The organism is Gallaecimonas xiamenensis 3-C-1, from assembly GCF_000299915.1.
GTDB classification, from domain to species: Bacteria; Pseudomonadota; Gammaproteobacteria; order Enterobacterales; family Gallaecimonadaceae; genus Gallaecimonas; species Gallaecimonas xiamenensis.
In genome coordinates this window covers 1-24,618 of record NZ_AMRI01000032.1, presented here as the reverse complement: position 1 = coordinate 24,618, position 24,618 = coordinate 1, and the positions used below count along the sequence as shown (strand labels likewise).

At 58.5% G+C, this 24,618-nt stretch carries 24 protein-coding genes; 20 read left to right on the top strand and 4 right to left on the bottom strand.

The features are described 5' to 3' along the window. Positions 1-20 precede the first annotated feature (20 nt). The 11 genes from ribF to B3C1_RS17220 all read left to right on the top strand — a co-directional run bounded on the left by ribF (position 21) and on the right by B3C1_RS17220 (position 12,012). Positions 21-965, top strand: coding sequence for a bifunctional riboflavin kinase/FAD synthetase (gene ribF / locus B3C1_RS17270; RefSeq protein WP_051012951.1), 945 nt, complete (start codon positions 21-23; stop codon positions 963-965). Between the two features lie 8 nt (positions 966-973). Then, entirely contained in the window at positions 974-3,820 is a 2,847-nt protein-coding gene (gene ileS / locus B3C1_RS17265; protein ID WP_008486399.1) for an isoleucine--tRNA ligase, read from the top strand. After that, on the top strand, positions 3,817-4,296 hold the full coding sequence (gene lspA, locus B3C1_RS17260; RefSeq protein ID WP_008486398.1) for a signal peptidase II: 480 nt from the start codon (positions 3,817-3,819) through the stop codon (positions 4,294-4,296). The genes ileS and lspA overlap by 4 nt, the downstream gene beginning before the upstream one ends. Continuing rightward, complete coding sequence (fkpB, locus tag B3C1_RS17255; protein ID WP_008486397.1) at positions 4,293-4,727, top strand: FKBP-type peptidyl-prolyl cis-trans isomerase; 435 nt, start codon at positions 4,293-4,295, stop codon at positions 4,725-4,727. Before lspA ends, fkpB begins: the two co-directional genes overlap by 4 nt. Continuing rightward, complete coding sequence (gene ispH, locus B3C1_RS17250; RefSeq protein WP_008486396.1) at positions 4,727-5,656, top strand: 4-hydroxy-3-methylbut-2-enyl diphosphate reductase; 930 nt, start codon at positions 4,727-4,729, stop codon at positions 5,654-5,656. Before fkpB ends, ispH begins: the two co-directional genes overlap by 1 nt. Positions 5,657-5,785: 129 nt before the next feature. Then, the gene (pilV, locus tag B3C1_RS17245) at positions 5,786-6,325 is read left to right on the top strand and encodes a type IV pilus modification protein PilV (RefSeq protein WP_035482633.1); all 540 of its coding nucleotides are present in this window, start codon (positions 5,786-5,788) and stop codon (positions 6,323-6,325) included. Then, complete coding sequence (locus B3C1_RS17240) at positions 6,325-7,320, top strand: PilW family protein (RefSeq protein ID WP_008486393.1); 996 nt, start codon at positions 6,325-6,327, stop codon at positions 7,318-7,320. The genes pilV and B3C1_RS17240 overlap by 1 nt, the downstream gene beginning before the upstream one ends. 11 nt (positions 7,321-7,331) lie before the next feature. Continuing rightward, positions 7,332-7,796 (top strand): PilX N-terminal domain-containing pilus assembly protein, encoded by a 465-nt coding sequence (locus B3C1_RS17235; protein WP_008486392.1) that lies wholly within the window; start codon positions 7,332-7,334, stop codon positions 7,794-7,796. A gap of 4 nt (positions 7,797-7,800) precedes the next feature. Next, the gene (locus tag B3C1_RS17230; RefSeq protein ID WP_008486391.1) at positions 7,801-11,322 is read left to right on the top strand and encodes a pilus assembly protein; all 3,522 of its coding nucleotides are present in this window, start codon (positions 7,801-7,803) and stop codon (positions 11,320-11,322) included. Then, entirely contained in the window at positions 11,319-11,732 is a 414-nt protein-coding gene (locus B3C1_RS17225; protein ID WP_008486390.1) for a type IV pilin protein, read from the top strand. Before B3C1_RS17230 ends, B3C1_RS17225 begins: the two co-directional genes overlap by 4 nt. Next, positions 11,719-12,012, top strand: coding sequence for a TapY2 family type IVa secretion system protein (locus tag B3C1_RS17220; RefSeq protein WP_156804615.1), 294 nt, complete (start codon positions 11,719-11,721; stop codon positions 12,010-12,012). The genes B3C1_RS17225 and B3C1_RS17220 overlap by 14 nt, the downstream gene beginning before the upstream one ends. Here the strand turns inward: B3C1_RS17220 and B3C1_RS17215 are convergent. Beyond that, complete coding sequence (locus B3C1_RS17215) at positions 12,009-12,542, bottom strand: GspH/FimT family pseudopilin (RefSeq protein WP_008486388.1); 534 nt, start codon at positions 12,540-12,542, stop codon at positions 12,009-12,011. The genes B3C1_RS17220 and B3C1_RS17215 overlap by 4 nt on opposite strands. A 59-nt stretch (positions 12,543-12,601) precedes the next feature. Then, entirely contained in the window at positions 12,602-12,976 is a 375-nt protein-coding gene (locus B3C1_RS17210; protein ID WP_008486386.1) for a type IV pilin protein, read from the bottom strand. A 67-nt stretch (positions 12,977-13,043) separates the two neighbouring features. On the opposite strand from B3C1_RS17210, the gene B3C1_RS19545 reads away from it, so the two are divergent. The 5 genes from B3C1_RS19545 to glnB all read left to right on the top strand — a co-directional run bounded on the left by B3C1_RS19545 (position 13,044) and on the right by glnB (position 17,781). Beyond that, complete coding sequence (locus tag B3C1_RS19545; RefSeq protein WP_156804614.1) at positions 13,044-13,619, top strand: GspH/FimT family pseudopilin; 576 nt, start codon at positions 13,044-13,046, stop codon at positions 13,617-13,619. Then, a complete protein-coding gene (locus tag B3C1_RS19540) occupies positions 13,613-14,251 on the top strand; it encodes a PilW family protein (RefSeq protein ID WP_008486384.1) in 639 nt (212 codons plus the stop codon). Before B3C1_RS19545 ends, B3C1_RS19540 begins: the two co-directional genes overlap by 7 nt. Then, the gene (locus B3C1_RS17195) at positions 14,238-15,362 is read left to right on the top strand and encodes a pilus assembly PilX family protein (RefSeq protein WP_156804613.1); all 1,125 of its coding nucleotides are present in this window, start codon (positions 14,238-14,240) and stop codon (positions 15,360-15,362) included. The genes B3C1_RS19540 and B3C1_RS17195 overlap by 14 nt, the downstream gene beginning before the upstream one ends. After that, complete coding sequence (locus B3C1_RS17190; RefSeq protein WP_008486382.1) at positions 15,362-17,368, top strand: type IV pilus modification PilV family protein; 2,007 nt, start codon at positions 15,362-15,364, stop codon at positions 17,366-17,368. The genes B3C1_RS17195 and B3C1_RS17190 overlap by 1 nt, the downstream gene beginning before the upstream one ends. Positions 17,369-17,442: 74 nt before the next feature. After that, entirely contained in the window at positions 17,443-17,781 is a 339-nt protein-coding gene (glnB, locus tag B3C1_RS17185) for a nitrogen regulatory protein P-II (protein WP_008486381.1), read from the top strand. A gap of 41 nt (positions 17,782-17,822) precedes the next feature. On the opposite strand, the gene B3C1_RS17180 is transcribed toward glnB, so the two are convergent. Continuing rightward, a complete protein-coding gene (locus B3C1_RS17180; RefSeq protein WP_008486380.1) occupies positions 17,823-18,584 on the bottom strand; it encodes an outer membrane protein assembly factor BamD in 762 nt (253 codons plus the stop codon). 125 nt (positions 18,585-18,709) lie between these two features. Here B3C1_RS17180 and rluD point away from each other — a divergent pair, with 125 nt between their 5' ends. Genes rluD through clpB form a run of 3 tightly spaced genes read left to right on the top strand, consistent with a single transcriptional unit; the run spans position 18,710 to position 23,014 of the window. Continuing rightward, the gene (rluD, locus tag B3C1_RS17175; protein WP_008486379.1) at positions 18,710-19,675 is read left to right on the top strand and encodes a 23S rRNA pseudouridine(1911/1915/1917) synthase RluD; all 966 of its coding nucleotides are present in this window, start codon (positions 18,710-18,712) and stop codon (positions 19,673-19,675) included. After that, positions 19,665-20,381, top strand: a complete 717-nt coding sequence (gene pgeF / locus B3C1_RS17170) for a peptidoglycan editing factor PgeF (protein ID WP_008486377.1) — start codon at positions 19,665-19,667, stop codon at positions 20,379-20,381. The genes rluD and pgeF overlap by 11 nt, the downstream gene beginning before the upstream one ends. Positions 20,382-20,440: 59 nt before the next feature. Then, on the top strand, positions 20,441-23,014 hold the full coding sequence (clpB, locus tag B3C1_RS17165) for an ATP-dependent chaperone ClpB (protein WP_008486376.1): 2,574 nt from the start codon (positions 20,441-20,443) through the stop codon (positions 23,012-23,014). 28 nt (positions 23,015-23,042) lie between these two features. Here the strand turns inward: clpB and B3C1_RS19535 are convergent, their stop codons facing one another. Continuing rightward, the gene (locus B3C1_RS19535) at positions 23,043-23,483 is read right to left on the bottom strand and encodes a DUF4124 domain-containing protein (protein ID WP_008486375.1); all 441 of its coding nucleotides are present in this window, start codon (positions 23,481-23,483) and stop codon (positions 23,043-23,045) included. A gap of 94 nt (positions 23,484-23,577) precedes the next feature. Between B3C1_RS19535 and pssA the strand changes: the two genes are divergently transcribed. Further along, positions 23,578-24,372, top strand: coding sequence for a CDP-diacylglycerol--serine O-phosphatidyltransferase (gene pssA / locus B3C1_RS17155; RefSeq protein WP_008486374.1), 795 nt, complete (start codon positions 23,578-23,580; stop codon positions 24,370-24,372). Positions 24,373-24,618: the final 246 nt, after the last annotated feature.

Sequence of the window (24,618 nt, the reverse complement as noted above, 5' to 3'; positions counted from 1 at the left end):
CAGGCAAGCTGGCTGTATTCATGGAGCTTATTCGCGGACTCTATAATGTCCGACCCCACCACCACGGCTGTGTGCTGACCATCGGCAACTTCGATGGCGTACACCTGGGCCACCAGGCGGTATTGGGAAAACTCATTGAAAAAGCACGTGAATTGTCGCTGCCTGCGACAGTGATGCTGTTTGAGCCCCAGCCCCTGGAACTGTTCAAGGGCGCCGAGGCCCCGGCCCGGTTGTCACGCCTTCGCGACAAGCTCAGGGCCCTGGCGGACCTGGGTATGGACAGGGTCATAGTCGAGCCTTTTACCCCCCATTTTGCCAGCCTGGCGCCCCAGGCCTTTATCCAGCAGCAGCTGGTGGCAAGACTGGGGGTGAAATTCCTGGTGGTGGGTGACGATTTTCGTTTTGGCCACGGCCGCCAAGGGGACTTTGCCATGCTGCAAAGCGCCGGCGCCGAGCATGGCTTTACCGTCACCAATACCGACAGCTTTTGTCTGGTGGACGACAGGGTGTCCAGCACCCGTATCCGTGAAGCCTTAAAAGATGACCGCCTGGCCGATGCCGAAGCCATGCTGGGCCGTCCTTACAGCATCAGCGGTCGCGTCCACCACGGCGCCAAAATGGGCAGGACCCTGGGGTTTCCCACTGTCAACCTGCCCTTGAAACGAAAAGTCAGCCCCGTTAACGGGGTCTTTGCCGTCGACGTGCTGGGGGCCGATGACGCCGCCTGGCCGGGGATCGCCAATATTGGCGTCAAACCCACCGTTAATGGCAAAGTACCCACTTTGGAAGTCCACCTGCTGGATTTCGACGGCGACCTCTATGGTTGCCAACTGCAAGTGGTGTTAAGAAAGAAGCTGCGCGACGAACAGCGCTTTGAATCCCTGGACGCCCTGCGCGCCCAGATCGAGCAGGACGAGCAGGCCGCCCGTGCCTTTTTTGCCCATCGTAAGCAATCTCTTGAGTGAACCCGACCATGCGTGACTACAAAGCCACCCTTAACTTGCCGGAAACGGCCTTCCCCATGCGCGGCAACCTTGCCCAGCGCGAGCCCGAAATGCTGAAAAACTGGGAGGCTGCCGACATTTATGGGGAGATTCGCAAGGCGCGCGCCGGCCGGGACCAGTTTATCCTGCACGACGGCCCTCCCTACGCCAACGGTGACATCCACCTGGGCCACGCCGTCAACAAGATCCTCAAGGACTTTATCGTCAAGTCCAAGACCCTGGCCGGCTTCGACGCCCCCTATGTGCCGGGTTGGGACTGCCACGGCCTGCCCATCGAGCACAAGATTGAAACCCTGCACGGCAAACAGCTGGGCGGTGAGAAAACCCGCGAGCTGTCCCGCGCCTACGCTGCCGAACAGGTCGCCGGCCAGAAGGAAGGCTTCAAGCGCCTGGGGGTCTTCGGTGAGTGGGACAATCCCTACCTGACCATGAACTTTGCCAACGAAGCCGGGGAAATTCGCGCCCTGGCCAAGATGGTCGAGGCCGGTTTCGTGTTCAAGGGCCTCAAGCCGGTCAACTGGTGCTTCGACTGTGGTTCAGCCCTGGCCGAAGCCGAGGTGGAATACCAGGACAAGAAATCCGACGCCATCGACGTCGCCTTCGTCGCCGACGACAACGCCAAGCTGGCCGCCGCCTTTGGCCTGGACAGCCTGCCTAAGCCGGCGGCCGTGGTTATCTGGACCACCACTCCCTGGACCATCCCGGCCAACCAGGCCCTGAATGTACACCCCGAGCACCAATACGCCCTGGTGGACACCGGTGAGCGTATCCTGCTGCTGGCTGCGGAATTGGTGGAAAGCTGCCTCAAGCGCTTTGGCCTGGAAGGCACCGTTATCGCCACTACCGAAGGTGAAAAGCTCGACCATATCGCCTTCCGCCACCCCCTGTATGGCACCGCCGACTTCTTCTGCCGCCTGTCTCCCATCTTCCTGGCCGACTACGTGGAAATGGACGCCGGTACCGGTATCGTCCACTCGGCCCCGGCCTACGGTGAGGACGACTTCCACAGCTGCAAGCGCCAGGGCATGACCAACGACGACATCCTCAGCCCGGTACAGGGCGACGGCGTCTACGTGGACGACCTGCCGTTCTTCGGCGGCCTGAAGATCTGGGACGCCAACCCCAAGATCGTCGAAAAACTCAAGGAAGCCGGCAACCTGCTGGACCACAAGCGCATCCAGCACAGCTACATGCACTGCTGGCGTCACAAGAGCCCCGTTATCTACCGCGCCACCGCCCAGTGGTTTGTGGGCATGGATATCGAAGGCAAGGACGGCAAGACGCTGCGTGACACCGCCCTGGCGGCCATCGAAGACACCCAGTTTGTCCCGGCCTGGGGCAAGCCGCGCCTGCACAACATGATTGCCGGCCGTCCCGACTGGTGTATCTCCCGCCAGCGTAACTGGGGTGTGCCCATTCCCTTCTTCCTGCACAAAGCCACCGGCGAGCTGCACCCCAACACCCTTGAGCTGATGGAAGCCGTCGCCAAGTTGGTGGAAGAGCGGGGCATCGATGCCTGGTTCCAGCTGGACCCGGCCACCCTGCTGGGCAGCGAAGCGGACCAGTACGAGAAGATCTCCGACACCCTGGACGTGTGGTTTGACTCCGGCACCACCCACTGGCACGTGCTGCGCGGCTCCCACCCTCTGGGCCATAAGAGCGGCCCCATTGCCGATCTGTACCTGGAAGGCTCCGACCAGCACCGTGGCTGGTTCCACTCTTCCTTGCTGACCGGCAGCGCCATCGACGGCCATGCCCCATACAGGGCCTTGCTGACCCACGGTTTCACCGTCGATGCCCAAGGACGCAAGATGTCCAAGTCCCTGGGTAACGTGGTTGCGCCCCAGAAGGTGATGAACTCCCTGGGCGCCGACATCCTGCGCCTGTGGGTGGCTTCCACCAACTACACCGCCGAGATGACCGTCTCCGACGAAATTCTCAAGCGCGCCGCCGACGCCTATCGCCGCATCCGCAACACCGGCCGCTTCCTGCTGGCCAACATGAGCGGTTTCAACCCGGACACCGACCTGGTGGCCCTGGACGACATGGTGGCCCTGGACCGCTGGATGGTCAGCCGCGCCGCCAAGCTGCAACAGGAAATCACCCAGGCCTACAGCGACTACCAGTTCCACCTGGTCTACCAGAAGCTGATGCATTTCTGCTCCATCGAACTGGGCAGCTTCTATCTGGATGTCATCAAGGACCGCCAGTACACCGCCAAGAACGATTCCAACGCCCGCCGCAGCTGCCAAAGCGCCCTGTACCTCATCTGTGAGGCCCTGGTGCGCTGGATGGCGCCGGTACTGAGCTTTACCGCCCAGGAGATCTGGGAAGCCATGCCCGGCAAGCGCGGCCAGTTTGTGTTCACCGCCGAGTGGTTTGACGGCCTGGCCCAACTGGATGACGTGGCCGAGTTGGGGGATGAGTTCTGGCTGGAACTGCTGACCGTCCGTGATGAAGTGAACAAGGCCCTGGAACTGGCCCGCAAAGACGGCCTGATCGGTGCCCCCCTGGATGCCAGCGTCACCCTTTATTGCAGTGACGAACTCAAGGCCCGTCTGGCCAGCCTGGGTGACGAGCTGCGCTTTGCGCTGCTGACCTCGGCGGCCAAGCTGGAGGCGGGCAGCAACGATGCGGCCTGGCAGAGCACCGAACTCAAGGGCTTTGCGGTGCTGGTGGAAAAGGCCGAAGGCCACAAGTGTGACCGTTGCTGGCACCATCGCTTGGATGTGGGCCAGAACAGCGAGCACCCCAGCATCTGTATCCGCTGCGTGACCAACGTCGACGGCCAAGGTGAGGAGCGCCTGTTCGTATGATGTCTTCAGGTCTTCGCTGGCTATGGTTGACGGTGGTGGTGATCGCCGTCGACCTGGCCACCAAATATGCGGTACTGGGCGCCTTTCGTCTTTACGACAGCAAGGTGATCACCGGCTTTTTCAACCTGACCTACGTGCGTAACTACGGCGCCGCCTTCTCCTTTCTGAGCGACGCAGGCGGCTGGCAGCGCTGGTTTTTCACCATCCTGGCGGTGGTGGTGTGCGCGGCCCTGCTGGTGTGGATGCGCCGCCTGCCGGCGACCGACAAGCTGCAAGGGGGCGGTAGCGCCCTTATCATCGGCGGCGCCCTTGGCAACCTCTACGACCGTATGATGCACGGTTATGTGGTGGATTTTCTGGACTTCCACCTGGGCCAATGGAGCTGGCCTGCCTTCAACGTGGCGGACTCCGCCATCTGTGTCGGTGCCCTGATGCTGGTGCTGGCCTCTTTTCGCAGTGAAGACAAGGCAAAATGAGCAACCCTATCGGTCAACAAAGTGAAGTGATCATGCACTTCACCATCAAACTCAGCGACGGCAGCGCCGCCGACAGCACCAAGGTCAACGGCAAGCCGGCCAAGTTCCGCATGGGCGACGGCAGCCTGACCGAGAACTTCGAGAAATGCCTGCTGGGCCTGACGCCCGGTGAGCAAAAGAGTTTCGTGCTGGAACCCAAAGACGCCTTCGGCGAACCCAACCCCGACAACATCTACCATGTAGACAGGGCCAAGTTTGCCGACGAGGTGCCGGAAGAAGGTGCCGTGATGCTGTTCGAACAGCCCAACGGCGCAGAGATCCCCGGCATCATCCGCGCCGTGGCCGGTGATTCGGTCACCGTCGATTTCAACCACCCCCTGGCAGGCCAGACCCTGACCTTCGAGGTGGAAGTCCTGGAGGTAAATCCCTGATGCAAGTGCTCCTCGCCAACCCCCGTGGCTTTTGCGCCGGTGTGGACCGGGCCATCAGCATAGTCGAGCGGGCCCTGGAACTGTTCGGTGCCCCCATCTATGTTCGCCATGAAGTGGTGCATAACAAGTATGTGGTGGGGAGCCTGCGGGATCGCGGCGCCGTGTTCGTGGACGAACTCAGTGAAGTGCCGGACGACGCCATCGTCATCTTCAGCGCCCACGGGGTATCCCAGGCGGTGCGCAACGAAGCAAAAGACCGTGGCTTACGGGTGTTCGACGCCACCTGCCCCTTGGTGACCAAGGTACATATGGAAGTGGCCCGTGCCTCCAAGAAGGGCATGGAGACCATCCTTATCGGCCATGCCGGCCACCCGGAAGTGGAAGGCACCATGGGTCAATACCATAGCCCCCAAGGGGGTATCTACCTGGTGGAATCCCCGGCCGATGTAGCCAAGCTGGAGGTCAAGGACGCCGCCAACCTGTGCTTTGTCACCCAAACCACACTGTCGGTGGACGACACCTCCGATGTCATCGACGCCCTGCGCGCCCGTTGGCCGGAAATCGAAGGGCCCCGTAAAGACGACATCTGCTACGCCACCCAGAACCGTCAAGACGCAGTGCGTGCCCTGGCCCACCAGGCCAAGGTGGTGTTGGTGGTGGGTGCCAAGAACTCCTCCAACTCCAACCGTTTGCGGGAACTGGCCGAAAAGGTGGGTGCCTGTGCTTATCTTATCGATACTGCCGATGACATAGAGCAAAGCTGGTTGGAAGGGGCTGAAGCCGTGGGGGTGACAGCGGGCGCTTCGGCACCGGAGATCCTGGTGCAGCAGGTGATCAGCAAGCTCAAAGGCTGGGGGGGCACCGATGTGGTGGAAACCCAAGGCAGGGAAGAGAACATCGTCTTTGCGGTGCCAGCAGAGCTGCGCTGAACTAGGCATTATAACAATTTGATTAAAAAATGTCGCCTAAATGGCGACATTTTTTTGCCTGAGTGTTAAAGCGCTGGTAAATTAGCCACCACTAGAAAACAACAAAACTTGCTTGCCGGGAGAAAGACAGTGTTTGAGGGAACCTGTCGTCGAAACTCCAGGGGCTTTTCGTTATTGGAAGTGCTGGTGGCACTGGTGGTATTGAGCTTCGGCATCTTGGGTGCCGTGGCCATGCAACTGGCGGCCAAACGCGGCAGTTTCGGAGCCCTGGAACGCACCCAGGCCATGAGCCTGGCCAACGACTACATAGAGCGGGCGCGCAGCAACCCGCTTACCATCGCTTCTTATGCCGGCACCATGGGTTATGGCCAAACAGTGGCCGTGGCCAGCAAGTGTGCCCGCGCCGCCGTCTGTGACAGCGCCGCCCTTGCGGCCTGGGACAAATACCAATGGCATCAGGAACTGCAGGGCATACGCACCAAAGAGGGCAATGCCAGCATACCGCTGTTGCAAAACGCCGTTGGCTGCGTGTCCGTGGCCAACAACCTGATGACGGTGACCTTGTCCTGGGAGGGCATTCAGGCCACCTCAGACGGGGCCATAGACGGTAACTGCGGCACGGCGTCAACCCGTCGGCGCCAGTTGCAGGTTAAGAGCGTGGTGTGGTGATGAGCAAAGAGCGCGGCTTTTCTCTTATTGAATTGATGGTAGCCATGACCCTGGGGTTGGTGATGGCAGCGGCCATTTCGGCGGTGTTCGTGGCCTCCAAGCGGGGCGTGCGCTCCACCGAGCAGGTGGGGGAACTGCAGGAGAACGCCAGTTTTGCCCTGCGGCTTATCGGTGAGGACCTGCGCCAGGCCAACCACCTGGGGCCCATGACCGGTACCCCCTTGGTGGTGGGGCTCAACACCGAATTGAGTGGGGTTGTGGTGGGCTCAGACTGCCTGGGGGGTGGTGTTAACAACGGCACCCTGCCCAGAGACACGGCGCCGGCTGGAAGTTTCCAAATGCTTTGGGGCGGCATAGCCGCTGACGGTGTCATGGGCTGCCTTTCCGGCGCCGTGGCCGGTACCGACATCCTGCAAATCAAGCGCCTGGCTGGCCCCATGGCCACCGCAGCTACCTGGCGCAGCGATCGTCTCTATATGCTGGCCAACCCCAACAGGGCCCGCTTTTGGCCCGGCACCACAGCCGGCCAGTTCCCCCCGCCGATCAACAATGGTGAATATTGGCCCTACCTGCACCACGTCTACTACATCGCCAACGAGACCAGGGGCAGTCTCACCGTACCTGTGCTCAAGCGCAGATTTTTGACAATTGATGCCACGGGCCCGCACATGGCGGACGAGGCGCTGGTTGAGGGGATAGAGCGTTTTCATGTCATGTATGGGATCGATACCGATCAAGATGCCATGGCGAATTTTTACGCAAGTGCCGACGCTATAGCCGATGCGGACTGGATAGGGACGGCCGGGCAGAAAGTGGTGTCGGCGCGCCTCTACATACTGGCGCGCACCCTGACAGCGGATCGGGATTTTGACGGCAATTTCAGCTATCAGCTGGGCGATCAGGCGGCCTATGCCCCCAACGATCATTTCCGTCGCCTCCTGCTGCAGACCACCATCACCCTGCCCAATCCCCAATATCAACAGATCAGTCTTTAGAGGTTCTGACGATGAAGCGTAACCAAGGCGGCCTGGTGCTCTTTGTGGCCCTGATCTTTTTGCTGATCATCACCATTCTCGGTGTGGCCCTGCTGACCAACAGCTCCATGGACGTAAAGATGGCGGGGGCGGCCAGCGATAGGACCGAAGCCCTACAAACGGCCAATGGCGTGTTGGACGATGTGATCATGAATGCCGGTACCTCCGAGGCCTTCCTCAAGAGCACCGGCGATTACAACAATGGCTTGGCCGTCAACACTGGCCTGACCGACGAAGGGGGTAATGCCCGTCAGGCGGTGGTGCATTTTGACGTGGAGGCCAGCTGCCCACGCAGCGAGAACGGCACCGGCACCGACACCTTCGTATGCCGCCATTTTCACGATGTATCAGAAGTGACCTTCGGGCGGCGCAACCTGGGCCGGCTGGAGGTGACCAACGGCGTTTCCCAACCGCTGATCGCGCCGACAGGAAGCTAAGACAATGAAAAAAATTACCTTGCTTGCCGCTATGCTGTTGCCGCTGTTGGCTATTCCGCCGGCACCGGCGGAAGATATCGACCTCTACGTGCTGCGTAACGGTGGCAATACCAGTTACCGTCCGCAATTGCTGATCATCTTCGATAACTCTGGGTCCATGAACACCCAGCTGGAAAGCGCCTTCGACCGTTACGACCCTTCTACCACCTACGCACCGGTGGATGCGGCGCACCAGTACCAGGACGACATCATCTATTACGTCCCCAATAGCGAGCTGCCGGACGGCATGACGGCGCCGCCCCTGACCGATTTCGAAGACAAGAAGCGCCGCTTCAACAAGGTGGAAAACGGCTGCGCCGCCAGTTGGACTCCTTTGGACAACGAAGGGCGCTATACCGGTGTGGTCAAGTACGTGAAGTACCAAGGCTGGTCGGGGCAATGGTTGGCCTTGCCCAACAACTCGGGGCTGGGCAACAAGCCCATCATCGACTGTCTTGACGACTTCATGAACCAGGATAATCGCAACGCCCCCGACTATAGCGACGGCTGGCCGGCGAAAAACCCGTCCAAGTCCGCCGACCCCTACACCACCAACTTTTATTTCTATGGCCGCAATGTCTACGGCAACAGTGATTTCTGGAACTTCTACGACAACAGGAACGGCTTTACCCTTTTTACCGCCAACTACCTGCGCTATCTGGCACAGATTGACGCCGGTTGGCTGTCCGGGCCCAAGTCACGACTGGAAGTGGCCAAGGAAGCGGTGACTGATCTTATCAACACCGCTCCCGGCGTGGATTACGGCCTGGCCGTGTTCAACTACAACACCAGATCAGACAGCACCACCGACAGTGACTCAGGTGGCCGTATCATCGAGAAGTTGGAGCGCCGTGACGATCTGAGCACTTTTGTCAGCACCATCAACAACCTCAATGGTGAGACCAATACCCCCCTTTGTGAAACCATGTATGAGGCCAAGCGTTACCTGTCTGGTGATGCGGTGCGGTTTGGCTATGAAAACGATCAGGGGCTCAATCCTGGGCGGGATCGCTCGGCCGATCAGAACGGTTACTACCTGTCTCCCTTCAGCAAGTGCCAGGACAAGCTCTATGTGGTGATGATCACCGACGGTCAGCCGACCATGGACCACAGGGCCGATGCCAGCATCAACTTGCTGCCCGGTATCGGCAGTTCCTTCCGTTATAACGTCAATGACCGTAATACTGACACCACCATGCTGCCGGCTCTGGCCGAGTGGATGCACAATAACGATCTAAACAGCAGCCTGGCCGGTAAACAGACCATCGATTTTTACACCATCGGCTTCGCCCTGGACGAAGATGACGATGCCGAACCTATCCTGGAAAAGGCTGCCGAGCTGGGCGGTGGGGAGTATTTCTCGGCCAAGAAGGCTTCTGATCTGGTTGGCGCCCTTAACAAGGTACTGGCCAAGGTTTCCAGCAAAACATCCGCTTTTACCTCACCGTCCATCGCTGCCAACAACTTCGACCGGACCCGTTCCCTCGACTCCATCTACTACGCCATGTTCCTGCCGTCGGCAGGGCCCAGGTGGCTGGGTAATATCAAGAAGCTGAAGGTGACCGAGTACGACGATATCGTCGATGTGAACGACTTGTCCGCCATCACCGAGTCGGGTGACATTGACGAGAGTGCCCGAACCTTCTGGAGTTCAGTCAAAGACGGTAACGACACCCGTGCCGGTGGGGTTAATCAGCATCTGGTGGCCCTTGCCAACAGCAATAGCGGCCGCAAGCTGCTGACCAACACCCCAGGGGGCTTGGAAAGCCTGACCAAGAGTGCCTTGTTGAAGAACGCAGCCAGTGAGGACGATCTGGCCAGCATACTGGATACCCCCAAGGACGAGATCGTCAACACCATAGACTGGCTCTACGGCAAGGATGTGGATAATGACGATGGCAAGGACGACACCCTGATAAGGGCCGAACTGATGGGTGATCCGCTGCACTCCAAGCCCCTTGCCATCAACTATGGCACCGGTGGTGCGGCAGACGTGCGCCTGTTGGTGGGTACCAACCAGGGGGCCCTGCACATGTTCCAGGACCAAGGCGACAGCGTCAGTGAAAACTGGGCCTTCTTCCCTTTCCAGGAGCTGCCCAAGGCTTACAAGATCCGCCAAAACCTGGAGTCGACCGGCAAGATCTACTCCATGGACGCCTCCCCCGTGGCCTACATCTACGACAAGGATGACGATGGCGTGGTGGAGCCTGCCGACGGTGACAAGGTCTGGACTTTCATTGGCCAACGCCGTGGCGGCCGGGCCTACTATGGCCTAGATGTCAGCAACCCCGGCATACCACGCCTGATGTGGCGTATCGACAACAACGTCGCCGGCCTGGGTGAGCTGGGCCAAACCTGGTCTACTCCCGTCATTGGCAAGGTGCCGGGTCATAATGGGCCGGTGTTGATCTTCGGGGCTGGCTACGATGACGCTACCGACGACGCTGCTGCCAGTTCGGCGACCATGGGCAGGGGCATATTCATCGTCGACGCCGCTACCGGTGCCCTGGTTTGGAGTGCGACCCCGGCTGAAACCACAGGCACCAACCTGCAGGTCGGATTCAGCTCCTCCTTCCCCAATAAAATAGGGACCATGGATAGCGACAGGGACGGTGTCATCGACCGCCTTTACGCCAGTGATACCGCCGGTAACGTCTGGCGTGTTGACCTGCCTTCCGACGCACCTTTTGGTACGGCTCCCTGGACTGTCAGCCAGTTTGCCAGCCTGGGTGGCGCCGATACCAATGACAGACGCTTTTTCTCGGCCCCCACCCTGGTCCAAACCCAGTACACCCAGACGGTGACAGTGACGGTCACCCTGCCTGACGGTTCGACCGAGCAGCAGATAACAACCCAGCAGTTGCCTTTCGATGCCGTGTTGATTGGTTCTGGGGAGCGCCCCAACCCGCTGGATACGGACGTGGCCGATAAGTTGTTTATGCTCCGTGACACCCAGATAGTGACCCGCTCGGCAACCGACGAGAACACCGAAGCGGCCATTACCCTGGCCAACCTTTACAACATGAGCGGCCAGCCTTTCACCGACAGCCTGAGTGACAGTGAGCGACAAGCCCAGGAGCTGGCCCTGGGCTCAGCCAGGGGCTGGTTCTTTAACCTGACCCATAACGGCGAGAAGGCCCTGGCAGCGCCCCTGGTCATAGACGGCGTAGCCTATTTCACCACCTTTACGCCCCCCGGCGAGCCGCCGGCCAACTCTGACAGCTGCCTGATCCCGGGTATGGGCCGGCTTTATGCCCTCAACCTGCACAGAGGGTTTAATGCCTATAGCTGGGGTGTCGTGGAGATACCCGGCAAACTGCCGGATACCCCAGTGGTCCACGCCGGTGTCGATGAAGACGGCAATAGTGTCATCCGCATCATAGGTATTGGCCGGGTGGACAGCGGTGGCGGTGAAACCAAGCCGACCTTGCCCATAGATGTGTCCATGCAGGCTGACAGGATCTATTACTACGTGAGTGAAAAATGAGGCAGCAAACCGGTTTTACCCTGATCGAACTGATGATAACGGTGGCGGTGGTGGCCATTATTGGGGCCATTGCCTACCCCTCCTATACGGCCTATATCGCCAAATCCAACAGGGCGGAGGCCCAGGCGGAACTGATGCGGCTGGCCAACCTGCAGGAGCAGTACCGGATCGATCACCGGACCTACACTGCCAACCTGGGTTTGGTGGGGGGCAGTGCTGCCAGTTACAGCATCGCCAAGGGGAGTTTTACCATTGCCGCATCGGCGGCCAGGGACACCCTGACCCTCACCGCTACTGCGTCGTCAGGGCAGGTGGGTAAAGATCCGGACTGTGCTGTGTTGACCCTCAACCAAAGCGGCCAGAAGTCGGCCACCAATGCGAGTAACGGGAGTTCCAATGTCTGCTGGTAAATGGAGCTTGGCCTTGCTGCCTTTGCTGATCAGTACCGCCACCCTGGCGGCGCAGAAAGTGGAGTACAAATGCCATCTGACCCTGGAGAAAGGGAAGGACTACATCGGGCATTTCGTGGTGAGCCCCGACAAAGCCAAGGCGCTGGTTTATTCCCTGCCTTATACCAAGTTGCGGATGGCCGGTTCACCCACCATAAACCAGGTGCATGAGTGCGTACCGGCCAATGCCGACTTCAAGAGCCGCAAGGCTCAGAAGCTGGAGCGCGAGCAACCCCGTTAGTTGCAGTTGATGGCGTTGCCGTTCCTGTCGTCGCGCACGCCATTGCCGTCCAAATCTTCCGCCACCCTGCTGCGCCCCGAAGGGTCCACTACCACTCCGTGGTAAAGGCTGGCGTCGCTCCCTTCACAGATCTCTATGGTGCCAGCGGTGGAAGCCAGTATGCCGTCGGCCGCGAAGCTTATTCGCAATTGCCCGAAGATGCGGCTGTTGCTGGTGGCTTCAACCCTTTGCAGTACTTCTTCGCCATTATCCAACTCGCCGCTGCCGTTGCTGTCCACGAAGCTGCTGATCTCCCCGGCCCAGTTATTGGCGCACTTACCACCCACCAGGGGGCAGACCACCACCGGCATCTGGTAGTTAAGGGCATGGTGGCGGGAGGTGACCAACAGCGACTGCAGCTCACTGGCCTCAGCTCCCAATTGGTTGTCCCTAAAAAACCGGCTCAGCGACGGGTAGCTGATTGTCACCAATATGCCGGCGACCATCAATGTCACCAGCAGCTCTACAAGCGTGAATCCTCTTTCCCTCATGGGTGCCTCTGTTTATTGGAATGTGGCAACGCCATGTTAACAAAAGCGGCGGCTTTTCCTCAGTTTTTCCAGCAGCTTGCCGGGGTTTTATTGTCGTTGTGATCCAGGGTGAGGGTGGTGCAACCCGTGTCGTTGCTTTGGCTGCCCTTGGCGACGGCCTGCAGGGTGTAGCTGCTGGCGGTGATGTTGGAGATGGAATAGGTGTAATGATCGCTGGTCAGTCCGCCCAGTTGGGCCAGGGTGGCAAAGCTGTTGTTTTTTACCCTGTAGGTCTCCTGGGCCAACTGCAGTTTTGCCAGCTCGCCCTGGGCATTCGTCCTGTTGGCTTCCAGCACGTAGCGCTGGTAACTGGGGTAGGCAATGCCCGCCAAAATGGCCAGGATCGCGATGACGATCATCAGTTCCAGCAGGGTCACGCCTAGCATCCGTTTCATCAGTTGCACCTTATAGGCTCGACTATACTCAGTGAAAAAACTATAGGTCACAACCGGGAGATAAGCGGTGACAAGCGCTTCAAAACAACCGGGATTTACCTTGCTTGAGTTGATGATCACCCTGGCCTTGGTCAGCATACTGGCGGGAATTGCCGTACCGTCGTACCGCACCGTGATGAAGGAGCGGCAGCTGCGCCATGCCGCCGAGGCCATCCGCACCCAGGTTTTATTGGGAAAGAGCGAGGCGGTCCGTTTAAATCAAGACGTCAATTTCTTCATCTCTGCCACCAATGGCTGGTGCGCCGGTATGACCACCAGGGCCATCACCGACGGCAGCGACTGTGATTGCGCCTCCCTTGATAGCGGTGCCAGTGCCGGCCAATGCACTTTTACCGCCAGTAACCTCACCCGCGTGACCAGCAAAAATGACTACGACTGGGTCAATGTCACCTCCACCTTCGATGACGATGTACTGGTGCTCAAAGCTCGGAATAAGGGAGTGTCCAATTTGTCAGGAGGGGCAAATAACGGGCGCTTCGACATCAAGCTGGCGGGGGAGAGCTCAGGCCTTTGCGTTGTGGTGTCGGTGTTGGGGCGGGTGCGCACCTGCAATCTCAGTGGGGTGGGGAGCTGCTCATGTTAAAACGCAACCAACAGGGGATGACCCTGGTCGAGCTGATGATTGCCATGGGTATGGGGCTGGTGGTGATCTTGGCGGCAACAACGCTGTTTTCGGCCACTGTGGGGGCCAGTTCCATCTCCACCCGCATGACAGTGTTGCGCAGCGATCTCAATGCCATAGCCAATTTGATTGCTTCCGATGTGCGCCGCACCGGTTATTCGGCCAATGCCAGCAACAACTTCGGCAAACCGGCCTGTACCAGCGATTATGAAACCAATTGCCCCTTTGTTTTCAAACCCGATCGGGATCTCAGTGCCAGCAACAACTGCATCATAGCGCGCATGGATGCAAACGATGATGGGGTGCTGGACATCAACACCAACGAGGTAAGGGGCTATGTGTTCGACAACGGCATCATCTACCAGATGACCAGCTTTACCGGCACCCCAGCGTGTGACGGCACCTATACCCGTGAATCCCTGTCCTGGCAGACCGACTTAACCATCAGCAACCTTACCTTCACTTATCTGTCTGGGGCGGCCAGCTCTGGGATCCGCTCCATCAACATCTCGGTCAGCGGTTATAGCGGGGCTACCCCTGAACTCACCATGACCTTGAACCAGGAAGTGAGGCTGCGCAATGACGATATCTAAGACGCGCGGCTTCGTGACCTTGACCATCACCTTGATCATCATGGTGATGGCCATAGGAGTGGCCGTTTTCACCGCCCGCAACAAAGTGACCGAGAGCCGCATCCAGCTCAACGAAGTGCGCCATGAACAGGCCTTTGAGGCAGCAGAGAGCGGCCTTGAGTATGCAGTAGCCCAGATCCGTAAAAACCCTGCCGTGGGCAGCATGAGCTTTAACCTGGCCAGCGCCCAGGTGGCAGGGGCTCAGACCAGCTTCACTGTCACCTCTACCGAAGATGCCGTTACCTTCAGCAATTCGTCCGGGGAAACGGTCATCTATCCGGTAGCCAAGCTCAGTGCAACCGGCACTTCTGAAGACGGCTCCACCACAGAGGTGCATCGCCAGACCCTGGTGGTAACGCCTGTCGTCAACGCCGGGCCCGCCTCACCTTTGACGGTGGGGGGCAATATGACAGTGGGGGGGGCTTTCAGTGTTGGCGCCAACCCCAATGGTGGCGGCCGGGGAGTGCCGGTGTCCATTTGGATGAGTGAACCGGTCAACCTGTCCGGTAACGTCAAGACCTGCGGCCAGCAGGAGTTCGTGGGAGGGGACTGCACCAGCGCCGTTTACTCCTCTAAGGACAATCCCGGCATCGATGTTGTCGATGGCGACCCGGCCTTTCCCAGCGATCTTTTTGCCTACACCTTCGGTATCAGCAGTACCAATTGGCAGGACATTAAGAGCGACGCGTCCTATCTGTTGAGCAACTGTAATGCCCTGACCGGTGCCGAAACCGGCCTGATAGTGGTGGAAGGGGACTGTGATCTTAAGGTCAATATGGGGTCCCAGACCAATCCGGCCCTTATCCTGGTGGTGGACGGGGACCTGACCCTCAATGCCAACAAGAGCTATTACGGGGTCATCTTCAGTTTTCATACCTCGGACACGGTAGTGACCGACTTCAAGGCCAACGGCGCGGCGTCCATGAACGGCGCCATCATCGCCAACCATGACGTGGCGATTTCCAACGGTACCTTCGGGGTGCGATTTGACGAACTTGCTCTAGGGAATGTCACCACCAGCAGCTCATTTCAGCGTGTATGGCGGCTTCCCGGCAGTTGGAGGGATTGGTGATGAGAATAAAACACCTGGGCTTCGGGCTTATCGAAGTCATGGTTGCCGTTGCTGTTATTGGTGTAGGGGTCACCGGCCTGGTGGTGCTGCAAAAGTCCTTTCTTCGCTCCAGCAACGAAAGCGTCTATCGCAGCGTCGCCATGGAGCTGGCCAAAGCCAAAATGGAGGAGTTTCGCGATTTTGACGACGTCACTGGAGGCACCAACAACTTTCTCGATATTGCCACCGGTAACGACAGTGTCACCGTAAATGGCCAGGCCTATAGCCGGCTGTGGAATGTCTCCAACCTCTACTACAACCAGGCCACCAGCAGTTGGTCGGGAACGGCACCAACAGGGGTATTGGGGCCGGATCAAAAACAAGTCGCCATCACCGTAAGCTGGACCAGCCCCCAGGGTACAGACACCGTCACCCTTAACGGTTCTATGTCTGCAAGTACTTCGGCTGACAAGAAGAACTCTCTGGACCCGGTGTTCAACACCGATGGGCCCAAGGTGGCCTATACCCCCGGCCAGGCACCGGACGTCATTGCTCTTGAACTCAATACCAACGGTACAGGTAAGAAGCGTGAGAGCAGCAAGCCCATACCCGAGGTGCTCAAACAAGGGGGGAGCACCCTGGTCAAGTTCGACACCGTAACCTACAAGCCGGACAGTACCACCCTTATCCGCGAGGACTACGCCACCATCAACTGTGAGTGCAGCCTCAGCAATCCCAAAACCCAGGGCTACACCCCCTTTGTGTCGAGGCCCGATGCCACAGATATAGATGATTACCAAGTCATAGTCGAAGATGGCACCCTGGTGGCCAAGAGCACGGGAGCGCCCACCAACAATAACCCTTCGGCTTATTGCACCATCTGCTGCCAGGACCACTTTGACAGTAACGACAGCAGTAAGCCGGTATTTGATCCGGCCCGACTTATCACACCCCATGGCCACTACATGTATACGGGGTCGGCCTATAACACCTTCAATGCCTCCTTGGTAACCAGCGGCAGCTTTACCTCCATCCTGGCCGGCAACTATCTGGAAGCCTGTCGCATGCAGAGGATTGATGGCTACTACAGGGTGACCCAGGACTGGCGTTTGGTGGACGTGGTGTTGATGCGAAAAGACTGGCTGGAAAGCAGTAGTAACCAGGCCGCCTACCGCAACTATGTGCTGGCCAAGATCAAAGATCAGATCTTGGGTACCACGGCGGCCGACAAGACAGCGCTGAGGGATGTCAGTCCTTCCGGGTTGCAGGTCGCCAATGCCGGGGCTACCCAGCTGATGGCCAGAGGGATTTACCTCGACTATCTCAATGCCGCCGACCTTTCCCTGCTGCAAAGCCTGGTGGACACGGACGAAAACTGGCCGGCCCTGGTACCGTTTTACGACTTGAACCTGACTCTGCTGGCGGACTGGAAGGTGACTTCTGGCACCGGTATGACCGTTACCAACCAAGCGATCAAGACTCTGGATCCCGACCCATCAGCCAATTATTACGGCACCTACAGCCGTGGTCTGTTGACCGTGTCGAGCGGTGGCAACGGTACTGTGGCGGTCAGGGCCAGACTCGGCAATACCGGTGTGACAGGATCTTCGCCAACCGACCTGAGCGACGGTAACCAATACCTGGAAGACAGCCTCAGCGTTACCATTGCCGGGGCTGGGCTTGCCGTATCCGGCACCCTAAATTGCCTGCAAAAGAATGGTACCAATACCAAGGCCTGTAACGGCAGTATTCCCGGGGGAGTTACCGTCATTGCCAAGGTCAACGGTGTGGCCGATAACAGTATCACCTGTGGCGTTACCACCCCCAACGGCAACGGCACCCCGGCCTACAGTTGCTCTGGGTTCAGCGCTACCTGGGCAGGCAGCATCAGTTTCAGTTATAGCGCTGGTGGTTTTACCTTCTCGCCGGTCAGCTTTGCCGTGGATTTTGCAGCCGGGACCGCCACCGGGCAATGTGTGCTGATGTACGAGTCCAGTATCAGCCCGGCTCCGGCCAGTTGTACCTAGGTCCCTTGTTGCCAGAGGACAGGAAACGTTATGCTTAGCAGCAATCCCATTGGAGCTACTTACGGTCGACACACATGAAGAAAATCGAGGCCATCATCAAACCCTTCAAGCTGGATGACGTACGGGAGGCCTTGGCCGAAGTGGGTGTCAACGGCATGACCGTCAGTGAAGTTAAAGGCTTTGGCCGCCAAAAAGGGCACACCGAACTGTACCGGGGAGCCGAGTACATGGTGGATTTTCTGCCCAAGGTGAAGTTGGAGCTGATCGTTCAGGACGATGATCTGGAGCGCTGCATCGACGCTATCATGCAGACGGCCCAGACCGGCAAGATCGGCGATGGCAAGATCTTCGTGACTGATGTGCAGCGGGTTATCCGCATCCGAACCGGTGAAGAAAACGAAGAAGCAATCTAATTGTTAGCCAATAAAAAAGCGGCCCTTGGGCCGCTTTTTTGTTACCGCACCAGGCGGTTATTGGGGTAGTTCTCCTTGAGCACGGCCAGGGCATTGGCCTTAAGCTCATGGATGCCCAACTCGTTATAGCAATCGACCAGCAGTTCCAGGGCCTTTTCTTGAGCCTCTGTGCCTTTGTAATCGTCAACGACGGTCTGGGCGCGGTTGGCGGCGGCTATCCAGGCCTGACGTTTCACGTAGTAGCGTGCTACGGCCAGCTCGTAGTTGGCCAGACGATTTTTCAAGTACAGCATGCGCTTGCTGGCATCGCTGGCGTATTTGGACGCAGGGAAGCGCTTGACCAGGGTGGCAAAGTCTTCAAATGCCTGCTTGGAGCTGCTGGGGTCCTTATCTGTCCTGTCCACCCACAACAGTTCCTGGAAGAAATTGTTGTCCATGGCCATGTGGTTCAGGCCACGCATGTAGTAGGCGTAATCCAGGTCCGCATGTTGGGGGTTGAGCTTGGTGAACCTGTCGATCACGGCGATGGCCGAGGCGTAGTCCCCTTGCTTGTAGTAGGCATACATCATGTCCAGTTGGACTTGGTGAGAGTAGGGGCCAAAAGGATAGCGGGAGTCCAGTCCTTCAAGCAGTTCCACTGCCCTGTTGAAGTTACCGGTGGCCAGGGCCGTCTGCGCCATCTCAAAGCTCTTTTGCGGCGTGCTTTGTATTTCCTGCTCTTCTTTCTTGTTGCTGGCACAACCTCCCAGGGTTACACCCAGGGCCAGGAGCAGGGTGAGGCAGCGTCCTTTTGTCGTCATCATTCTTGGTTCTTTCCCGTACCTTGTTTCGAAGTCACTGTGTTCAGTGCCAAAGGGGAGTAAACTATATCTTTTGGCGCATTCTAACCCAGTACCCTGACATGTCACAGGGGCGACACGAGTCATCTATGCGTGAAGTAATAGAGTTACAGGCTTCGGCCAATGTTGAACACCTTGGCCACCGCTTGGATCAGGTTTTGGCCGATTTGTTCCCTGATCATTCCCGTTCAAGGCTAAAAGAATGGATCCTGGCTGGCAATGTCCGTGTTGACGGCCAGGTGATCGACAAGCCAAGGCACAAGTTGCTTGGCATTGAAGCTATTGATGTTAAAGCAGAAGTTGAAGCGGATGAGCGCTTCAAAGCGGAAGCTATCGACCTGGATATCGTTTATGAGGATGACCATATTCTGGTTATCAATAAAGGTGCCGGCCTGGTGGTTCACCCCGGCGCCGGCAATGCCGACGGTACCCTGCTCAATGCCCTCCTGCACCATTGCCCCGAGATTGGCGTAGTCCCCAGGGCCGGTATTGTGCACCGCCTAGACAAGGACACCACTGGCCTGATGGTGGTCGCCAAGACCCTGGCGGCCCAGACCCATCTGGTGGAAAAACTGCAGGCTCGGGATATCACCCGTGAGTATGAGGCCCTGGCCATTGGCCTGATGACAGCCGGTGGCAGCGTCGATGCCCCCATAGGTCGTCACCCCACCAAGCGTACCCATATGGCCGTGGTCAAAGACGGTAAACCCGCCGTTACCCACTACCGGGTGGCGGAGAAATTCCGTCTTCATACCCGCCTTCGCCTGCGCCTGGAGTCCGGCCGTACCCACCAGATCCGGGTGCACATGGCCCACCTGGGGCACCCTCTGGTGGGCGATCCCTTGTACGGTGGCCGCAGCCGCCTGCTCAAAGGGGCCGACCCTGATACCCAGGAGATACTGCGCCAGTTTCCCCGCCAGGCCTTGCATGCGGCCAAGTTGATCCTCGAACACCCCATCACAGGAGAAGAAATGTGTTGGGAAGCCCCCATCCCTGACGACATGCTGGGGCTTTACGACCTGCTGCGCGGCGATATGGAACGCCATGGCGGTTAAGGCCATCGACGGCGTGTTCCCCGCTGGGGTGCGCGCCTTCTATACCGACCGACTTGGCGGTGTCAGTCAGGGCCCTTTCCAAGGCTATAACCTGGGCACCCATGTAGGGGATGTTCCCTCCCGGGTGGCCTACAACAGGGCCTTGCTGAAAGGCGCAATAGGTCTGGCAGAAGAACCCCGCTGGCTAAACCAGGTGCACAGTACCGCCGTGTCCTGCGATAGCCAGTTGCAAGCCACGGCCGACGCTGCCACCACCGCCCTGCCGGGCCAAGCCCTAGCCATCATGACCGCCGACTGCTTGCCGGTGCTCTTTGCCACTGAGGACGGTCGCCAGGTGGCGGCAGCCCATGCCGGTTGGCGAGGACTGGCCGCCGGGGTATTGGAAGCTACCCTGGCCAAGATGGCGACGACCTCGGTGGTCGCCTGGCTGGGGCCCTGCATTGGTCCCACCGCCTTTGAGGTGGGAGCCGAGGTTAAAGACGCCTTTGTCGACCAACACCCCGAAGACAGCCAGGCCTTTGCGGCCAGGGGCGACAAGTACCTGGCCGACCTTCAGCAGTTGGCTGCCAACCGACTGGCCCGGCTGGGTGTCCGGCATCTATATCGGGAACCGGCCTGCACCCTGTCAGAGCCAACACGTTTCTTCTCCTATCGCCGGGACGGCCAAACCGGACGCATGGCTTTTCTGATCCTGCGCAAGGATTGACTTGAAAGTTCGGGGTTAAGGTCCCACATAAAAGGCATCTGATTCACTAGGAGGCCCAGATGCATCCCGAACGCTTCACCAGTAAATTCCAGCTGGCTCTGTCTGATGCGCAGTCATTGGCGCTGGGCCGTGACCATCAGTTTATCGAGCCGGCCCACCTGATGATGGCGCTGCTAAACCAAGACAGCAGCGTGGTCAAACCCCTGTTCAGTCAGAACAAGGTGGACTTCAACCGCTTTCGCTCCGACCTGGGGCAGGCGCTGGATAAGTTTCCCCAGGTAGAGGGTACCGGCGGGGATGTCCAGGTTTCCCGTGCTTTGGCCAATCTCCTCAACCTGTGTGACAAACTGGCCCAAAAGCGCAAAGACAAATTCATTTCCTCCGAGCTTTTCATCTTGGCGGCCCTGGACGATCAAGGAGAGCTGGGGGAGCTGCTGCGCAAGCACAATCTGACCAAGCCTAAGGTGGAGCAATCCATCGAGCTGCTCCGTGGTGGCCAGAAGGTTGAAGACGCCAACGCCGAGGACACCCGCCAGGCCCTGGAGCGTTACACCATTGACCTGACCGAACGGGCAGAGCAAGGCAAGTTGGACCCTGTTATCGGCCGCGACGAAGAAATTCGCCGCACTATCCAGGTGCTGCAGCGCCGCACCAAAAACAACCCGGTGCTGATCGGCGAGCCTGGTGTGGGTAAGACCGCCATCGTCGAAGGCCTGGCCCAGCGCATCATTAATGGCGAGGTGCCTGAAGGCCTTAAGAACAAGCGGGTGTTGTCGCTTGATCTGGGCGCCCTGTTGGCCGGCGCCAAATACCGGGGGGAATTCGAAGAGCGCCTCAAGGCCCTGCTCAACGAATTGGCCAAGGAAGAAGGGCAGGTCATTCTCTTCATCGATGAATTGCACACCATGGTCGGTGCCGGTAAGGCCGACGGGGCCATGGACGCCGGCAACATGCTCAAGCCGGCCCTGGCCCGTGGCGAGCTGCACTGCGTGGGCGCCACCACCCTGGACGAATACCGCCAATATATAGAGAAGGACGCAGCCCTGGAGCGGCGTTTCCAAAAAGTGTTGGTGGAAGAACCCAGTGTCGAGGACACCATCGCCATTTTGCGTGGCCTCAAGGAACGCTACGAAATTCACCACAGTGTCGAAATCACAGACCCGGCCATAGTGGCGGCGGCCACCCTGTCGCATCGTTACATTGCCGACCGTCAGTTACCCGACAAGGCCATCGACCTGATCGACGAAGCCGCCTCCAGCATCCGCATGCAAATCGACTCCAAGCCGGAAGAACTGGACCGTCTGGAACGTCGCATGATCCAGCTGAAACTGGAGCGCCAGGCTCTGACCAAGGAAACCGACGACGCGTCCAAGAAGCGCCTGAACCTACTGGAAGAGGAGCTGGCGGATCTGGACGGCCGTTATGAGGAATTGGACGAAATATGGAACACCGAAAAGGCAGCCCTGTCCGGTACCCAGCAGATAAAAGCCCAATTGGAAGAAGCTCGCCAGGAGCTGGAGATCGCTCGCCGGGCCGCCAACTACGAGCGCATGTCCGAGCTCCAATACGGCCGCATCCCTGAGTTGGAAAAACAACTGGACCTGGCCAGCGCCGCCGAGATGCAGGAAATGACCCTGCTTAAACACAAGGTCAGCGACGGCGAAATCGCCGAAGTGGTATCCCGTTGGACCGGCATCCCCGTCGCCAAGATGCTCGAAGGGGAGCGGGACAAGCTACTGCAGATGGAAGACAACCTGCACAAGCGGGTGGTAGGCCAGGAAGAGGCGGTCACCGCCGTGGCCAATGCCATTCGCCGCAGCAGGGCAGGGCTGTCCGACCCGCGCCGGCCCATCGGCTCCTTCCTGTTCCTGGGGCCCACTGGTGTCGGTAAAACCGAGCTTTGCAAAGCCCTGGCCGAGTTCCTGTTCGACACCGACGACGCCATGGTCCGCCTGGACATGTCCGAGTTTATGGAAAAACACGCAGTATCCCGCCTGGTAGGCGCCCCTCCGGGCTATGTGGGCTACGAGGAGGGTGGCTATCTCACCGAAGCAGTGCGGCGCCGTCCTTACTCAGTGATCCTGCTGGACGAGGTGGAAAAGGCGCACCCGGACGTGTTCAACCTGCTGTTGCAAGTGCTGGACGACGGCCGCCTTACCGACAGCCAGGGGCGTACTGTAGATTTTCGCAATACGGTGGTGATCATGACCTCCAACCTGGGCTCGGCGCGTATTCAGGAACACGCCGGCAAGGAAGACTACGAGGTGATGAAAGCCATGGTGATGGACGAAGTGGGCCACCACTTCCGCCCGGAATTTATCAACCGTATCGACGAGACGGTGGTGTTCCATCCTTTGAGTGATCAAGTGATCCGCCAAATCGCCACTATCCAGTTGGCGGGCCTCAAAAAACGCCTGGCCGAGCGGGATTACCAGCTTGAGCTGAGCGATGGCGCCCTGGATCTGTTGGCCGAAGCGGGCTTTGATCCCCTCTTTGGTGCCAGGCCTCTCAAAAGGGCTATCCAAAACCGCTTGGAGAACGGTCTGGCCAACCGCATCCTTAAAGGAGAACTGGTTCCTGGTAAAGCCATCAAGGTGGATGCCCAAGATGGCGAACTGGCCATCAGCCAATAAAAAGCCGCCCTTCGGGGCGGCTTTTTTGTCAGCTCTTGCAGGCTTCCTTTATCTGTTCTTTATATAGGGTGATCTGCTCGGCCTTTTCTTCTTCGCTCAACACTCGGTATTCACCGCTTTCTTCCTGGAGCCTTACCCTGTCGAAGCTGGTGAGGGTGGCCAGATTCTCCTTGGCCCTGCTGCAGGCTTCCTTTAGCTGGCTACGCATTTTCACCAGATCCTGCGTGGGCGATTCAGCTTTTTCGTCGTTTTGGCCGACTGATACAGGGGTAGGCGGGGTGGAGCTGGGCTGAGGGGCATCTACCTTGACCGCATCCACGGCCTTGCCCGGAGGCGGTGTCTGGGAGAAGTGAACATTGCCTTTACTGTCTACCCAGCGATAGACGGTGTTGTCGTCCTTTCCCTGGGGCATGGCTGCCCAGCTACCCAGGCTAAAACTTAAGAGCAGCAACAAACTGTACTTGAACATATTTTGCGTCTCCTGCCGTCTTGGGGCATGCCAAGTGGCTGTGATATCTTAAACAGTCTAACCCGTTCAGGCTTTGCCAAGCGAGAATTCCACAATGAGCGAGAACCAGCGCAGCAAAGGGATTTACCTGCTGCCCAACCTCTTTACTACCGGCGGCCTTTTTTCTGGCTTCTACGCCGTCATCGCCTCCATGCAGGGTCATTTCACGGCAGCCGCTGTGGCGGTCTTCGTTGCCATGGTCTTCGACAGTCTCGACGGGCGCATTGCCCGTATGACCAATACCCAGAGTGCCTTCGGTGCCGAGTACGACTCCATGGCAGATATGGTGTCCTTCGGTATAGCTCCTGCCTTGGTCTCCTATAACTGGGCCCTGTCTGGCCTGGGTAAGGTGGGCTGGCTGGCCGCTTTCATCTATGCCGTTGGTGCCGCCCTGCGCTTGGCCCGTTTCAACACCCAGGTCGGTATTGCCGACAAGCGCTACTTCCAGGGGCTGGCCAGCCCGGCAGCCGCCGCTATCGTAGTGGGTCTGGTATGGGTCGGTAGTGACTTTGACATCGCCGGTCCCACCATTTCCTGGTTGGTTGCCATCGTAACCCTGCTCAGCGGTCTGCTGATGGTCTCCAACTTCCGCTATCCGTCCTTTAAGGATGTGGACTGGCGTGAGAGTTCCTTCCTGGCCATCCTCATCGTTATCGGTGTCGTGGTCATCGTGGCCCTGCAACCGGCCTTGGTACTCTTCACCGTATTTGCCCTTTATGCCCTGTCCGGCCCCATCATCACCATCCGCTCTGTCAAAGAGTTGAAGATGGAACATGTAGTGGGTGACAACGACGATGCGGACTTTGAGTGCAATAAAGAAGAGAAAAAGGGTGATGAACCCAAGGCGTAAGCCTGAAAAAGCAGCAATAAAGGGCCTTTTTGGCCCTTTTTGTTCATTTGCTAGGCAGTCAGTGAAAATCTCTGTTTTAGGTGGTTGACTCTTGGCGGGGCTTCTATAGAATGCGCCTCACTTCGACGGGGGAAGCGAAACGCGGAACTGCTCGGAGGTCCTTGAAAAGCAAAGGGCTTGACAAGGAATGAGGTTGCGGTAGAATGCGCCTCCTCGCTTGAGATAGCGACGCTCTTTAACAATTGA

Bases quoted from the DNA above. Each gene is read 5' to 3' on its own strand.
- B3C1_RS17215 (WP_008486388.1), bottom strand. From the start codon at position 12,542: ATGAGGGAAAGAGGATTCACGCTTGTAGAGCTGCTGGTGACATTGATG.
- B3C1_RS17230 (WP_008486391.1), top strand. From the start codon at position 7,801: ATGAAAAAAATTACCTTGCTTGCCGCTATGCTGTTGCCGCTGTTGGCT.
- fkpB (WP_008486397.1), top strand. From the start codon at position 4,293: ATGAGCAACCCTATCGGTCAACAAAGTGAAGTGATCATGCACTTCACC.
- B3C1_RS17235 (WP_008486392.1), top strand. From the start codon at position 7,332: ATGAAGCGTAACCAAGGCGGCCTGGTGCTCTTTGTGGCCCTGATCTTT.
- glnB (WP_008486381.1), top strand. From the start codon at position 17,443: ATGAAGAAAATCGAGGCCATCATCAAACCCTTCAAGCTGGATGACGTA.
- pgeF (WP_008486377.1), top strand. From the start codon at position 19,665: ATGGCGGTTAAGGCCATCGACGGCGTGTTCCCCGCTGGGGTGCGCGCC.
- ileS (WP_008486399.1), top strand. From the start codon at position 974: ATGCGTGACTACAAAGCCACCCTTAACTTGCCGGAAACGGCCTTCCCC.
- ispH (WP_008486396.1), top strand. From the start codon at position 4,727: ATGCAAGTGCTCCTCGCCAACCCCCGTGGCTTTTGCGCCGGTGTGGAC.
- B3C1_RS17225 (WP_008486390.1), top strand. From the start codon at position 11,319: ATGAGGCAGCAAACCGGTTTTACCCTGATCGAACTGATGATAACGGTG.
- clpB (WP_008486376.1), top strand. From the start codon at position 20,441: ATGCATCCCGAACGCTTCACCAGTAAATTCCAGCTGGCTCTGTCTGAT.
- rluD (WP_008486379.1), top strand. From the start codon at position 18,710: ATGCGTGAAGTAATAGAGTTACAGGCTTCGGCCAATGTTGAACACCTT.
- B3C1_RS17240 (WP_008486393.1), top strand. From the start codon at position 6,325: ATGAGCAAAGAGCGCGGCTTTTCTCTTATTGAATTGATGGTAGCCATG.
- B3C1_RS17220 (WP_156804615.1), top strand. From the start codon at position 11,719: ATGTCTGCTGGTAAATGGAGCTTGGCCTTGCTGCCTTTGCTGATCAGT.
- pssA (WP_008486374.1), top strand. From the start codon at position 23,578: ATGAGCGAGAACCAGCGCAGCAAAGGGATTTACCTGCTGCCCAACCTC.
- B3C1_RS17210 (WP_008486386.1), bottom strand. From the start codon at position 12,976: ATGAAACGGATGCTAGGCGTGACCCTGCTGGAACTGATGATCGTCATC.
- lspA (WP_008486398.1), top strand. From the start codon at position 3,817: ATGATGTCTTCAGGTCTTCGCTGGCTATGGTTGACGGTGGTGGTGATC.
- B3C1_RS19535 (WP_008486375.1), bottom strand. From the start codon at position 23,483: ATGTTCAAGTACAGTTTGTTGCTGCTCTTAAGTTTTAGCCTGGGTAGC.
- B3C1_RS17180 (WP_008486380.1), bottom strand. From the start codon at position 18,584: ATGATGACGACAAAAGGACGCTGCCTCACCCTGCTCCTGGCCCTGGGT.
- B3C1_RS17190 (WP_008486382.1), top strand. From the start codon at position 15,362: ATGAGAATAAAACACCTGGGCTTCGGGCTTATCGAAGTCATGGTTGCC.
- ribF (WP_051012951.1), top strand. From the start codon at position 21: ATGGAGCTTATTCGCGGACTCTATAATGTCCGACCCCACCACCACGGC.
- B3C1_RS17195 (WP_156804613.1), top strand. From the start codon at position 14,238: ATGACGATATCTAAGACGCGCGGCTTCGTGACCTTGACCATCACCTTG.
- B3C1_RS19540 (WP_008486384.1), top strand. From the start codon at position 13,613: ATGTTAAAACGCAACCAACAGGGGATGACCCTGGTCGAGCTGATGATT.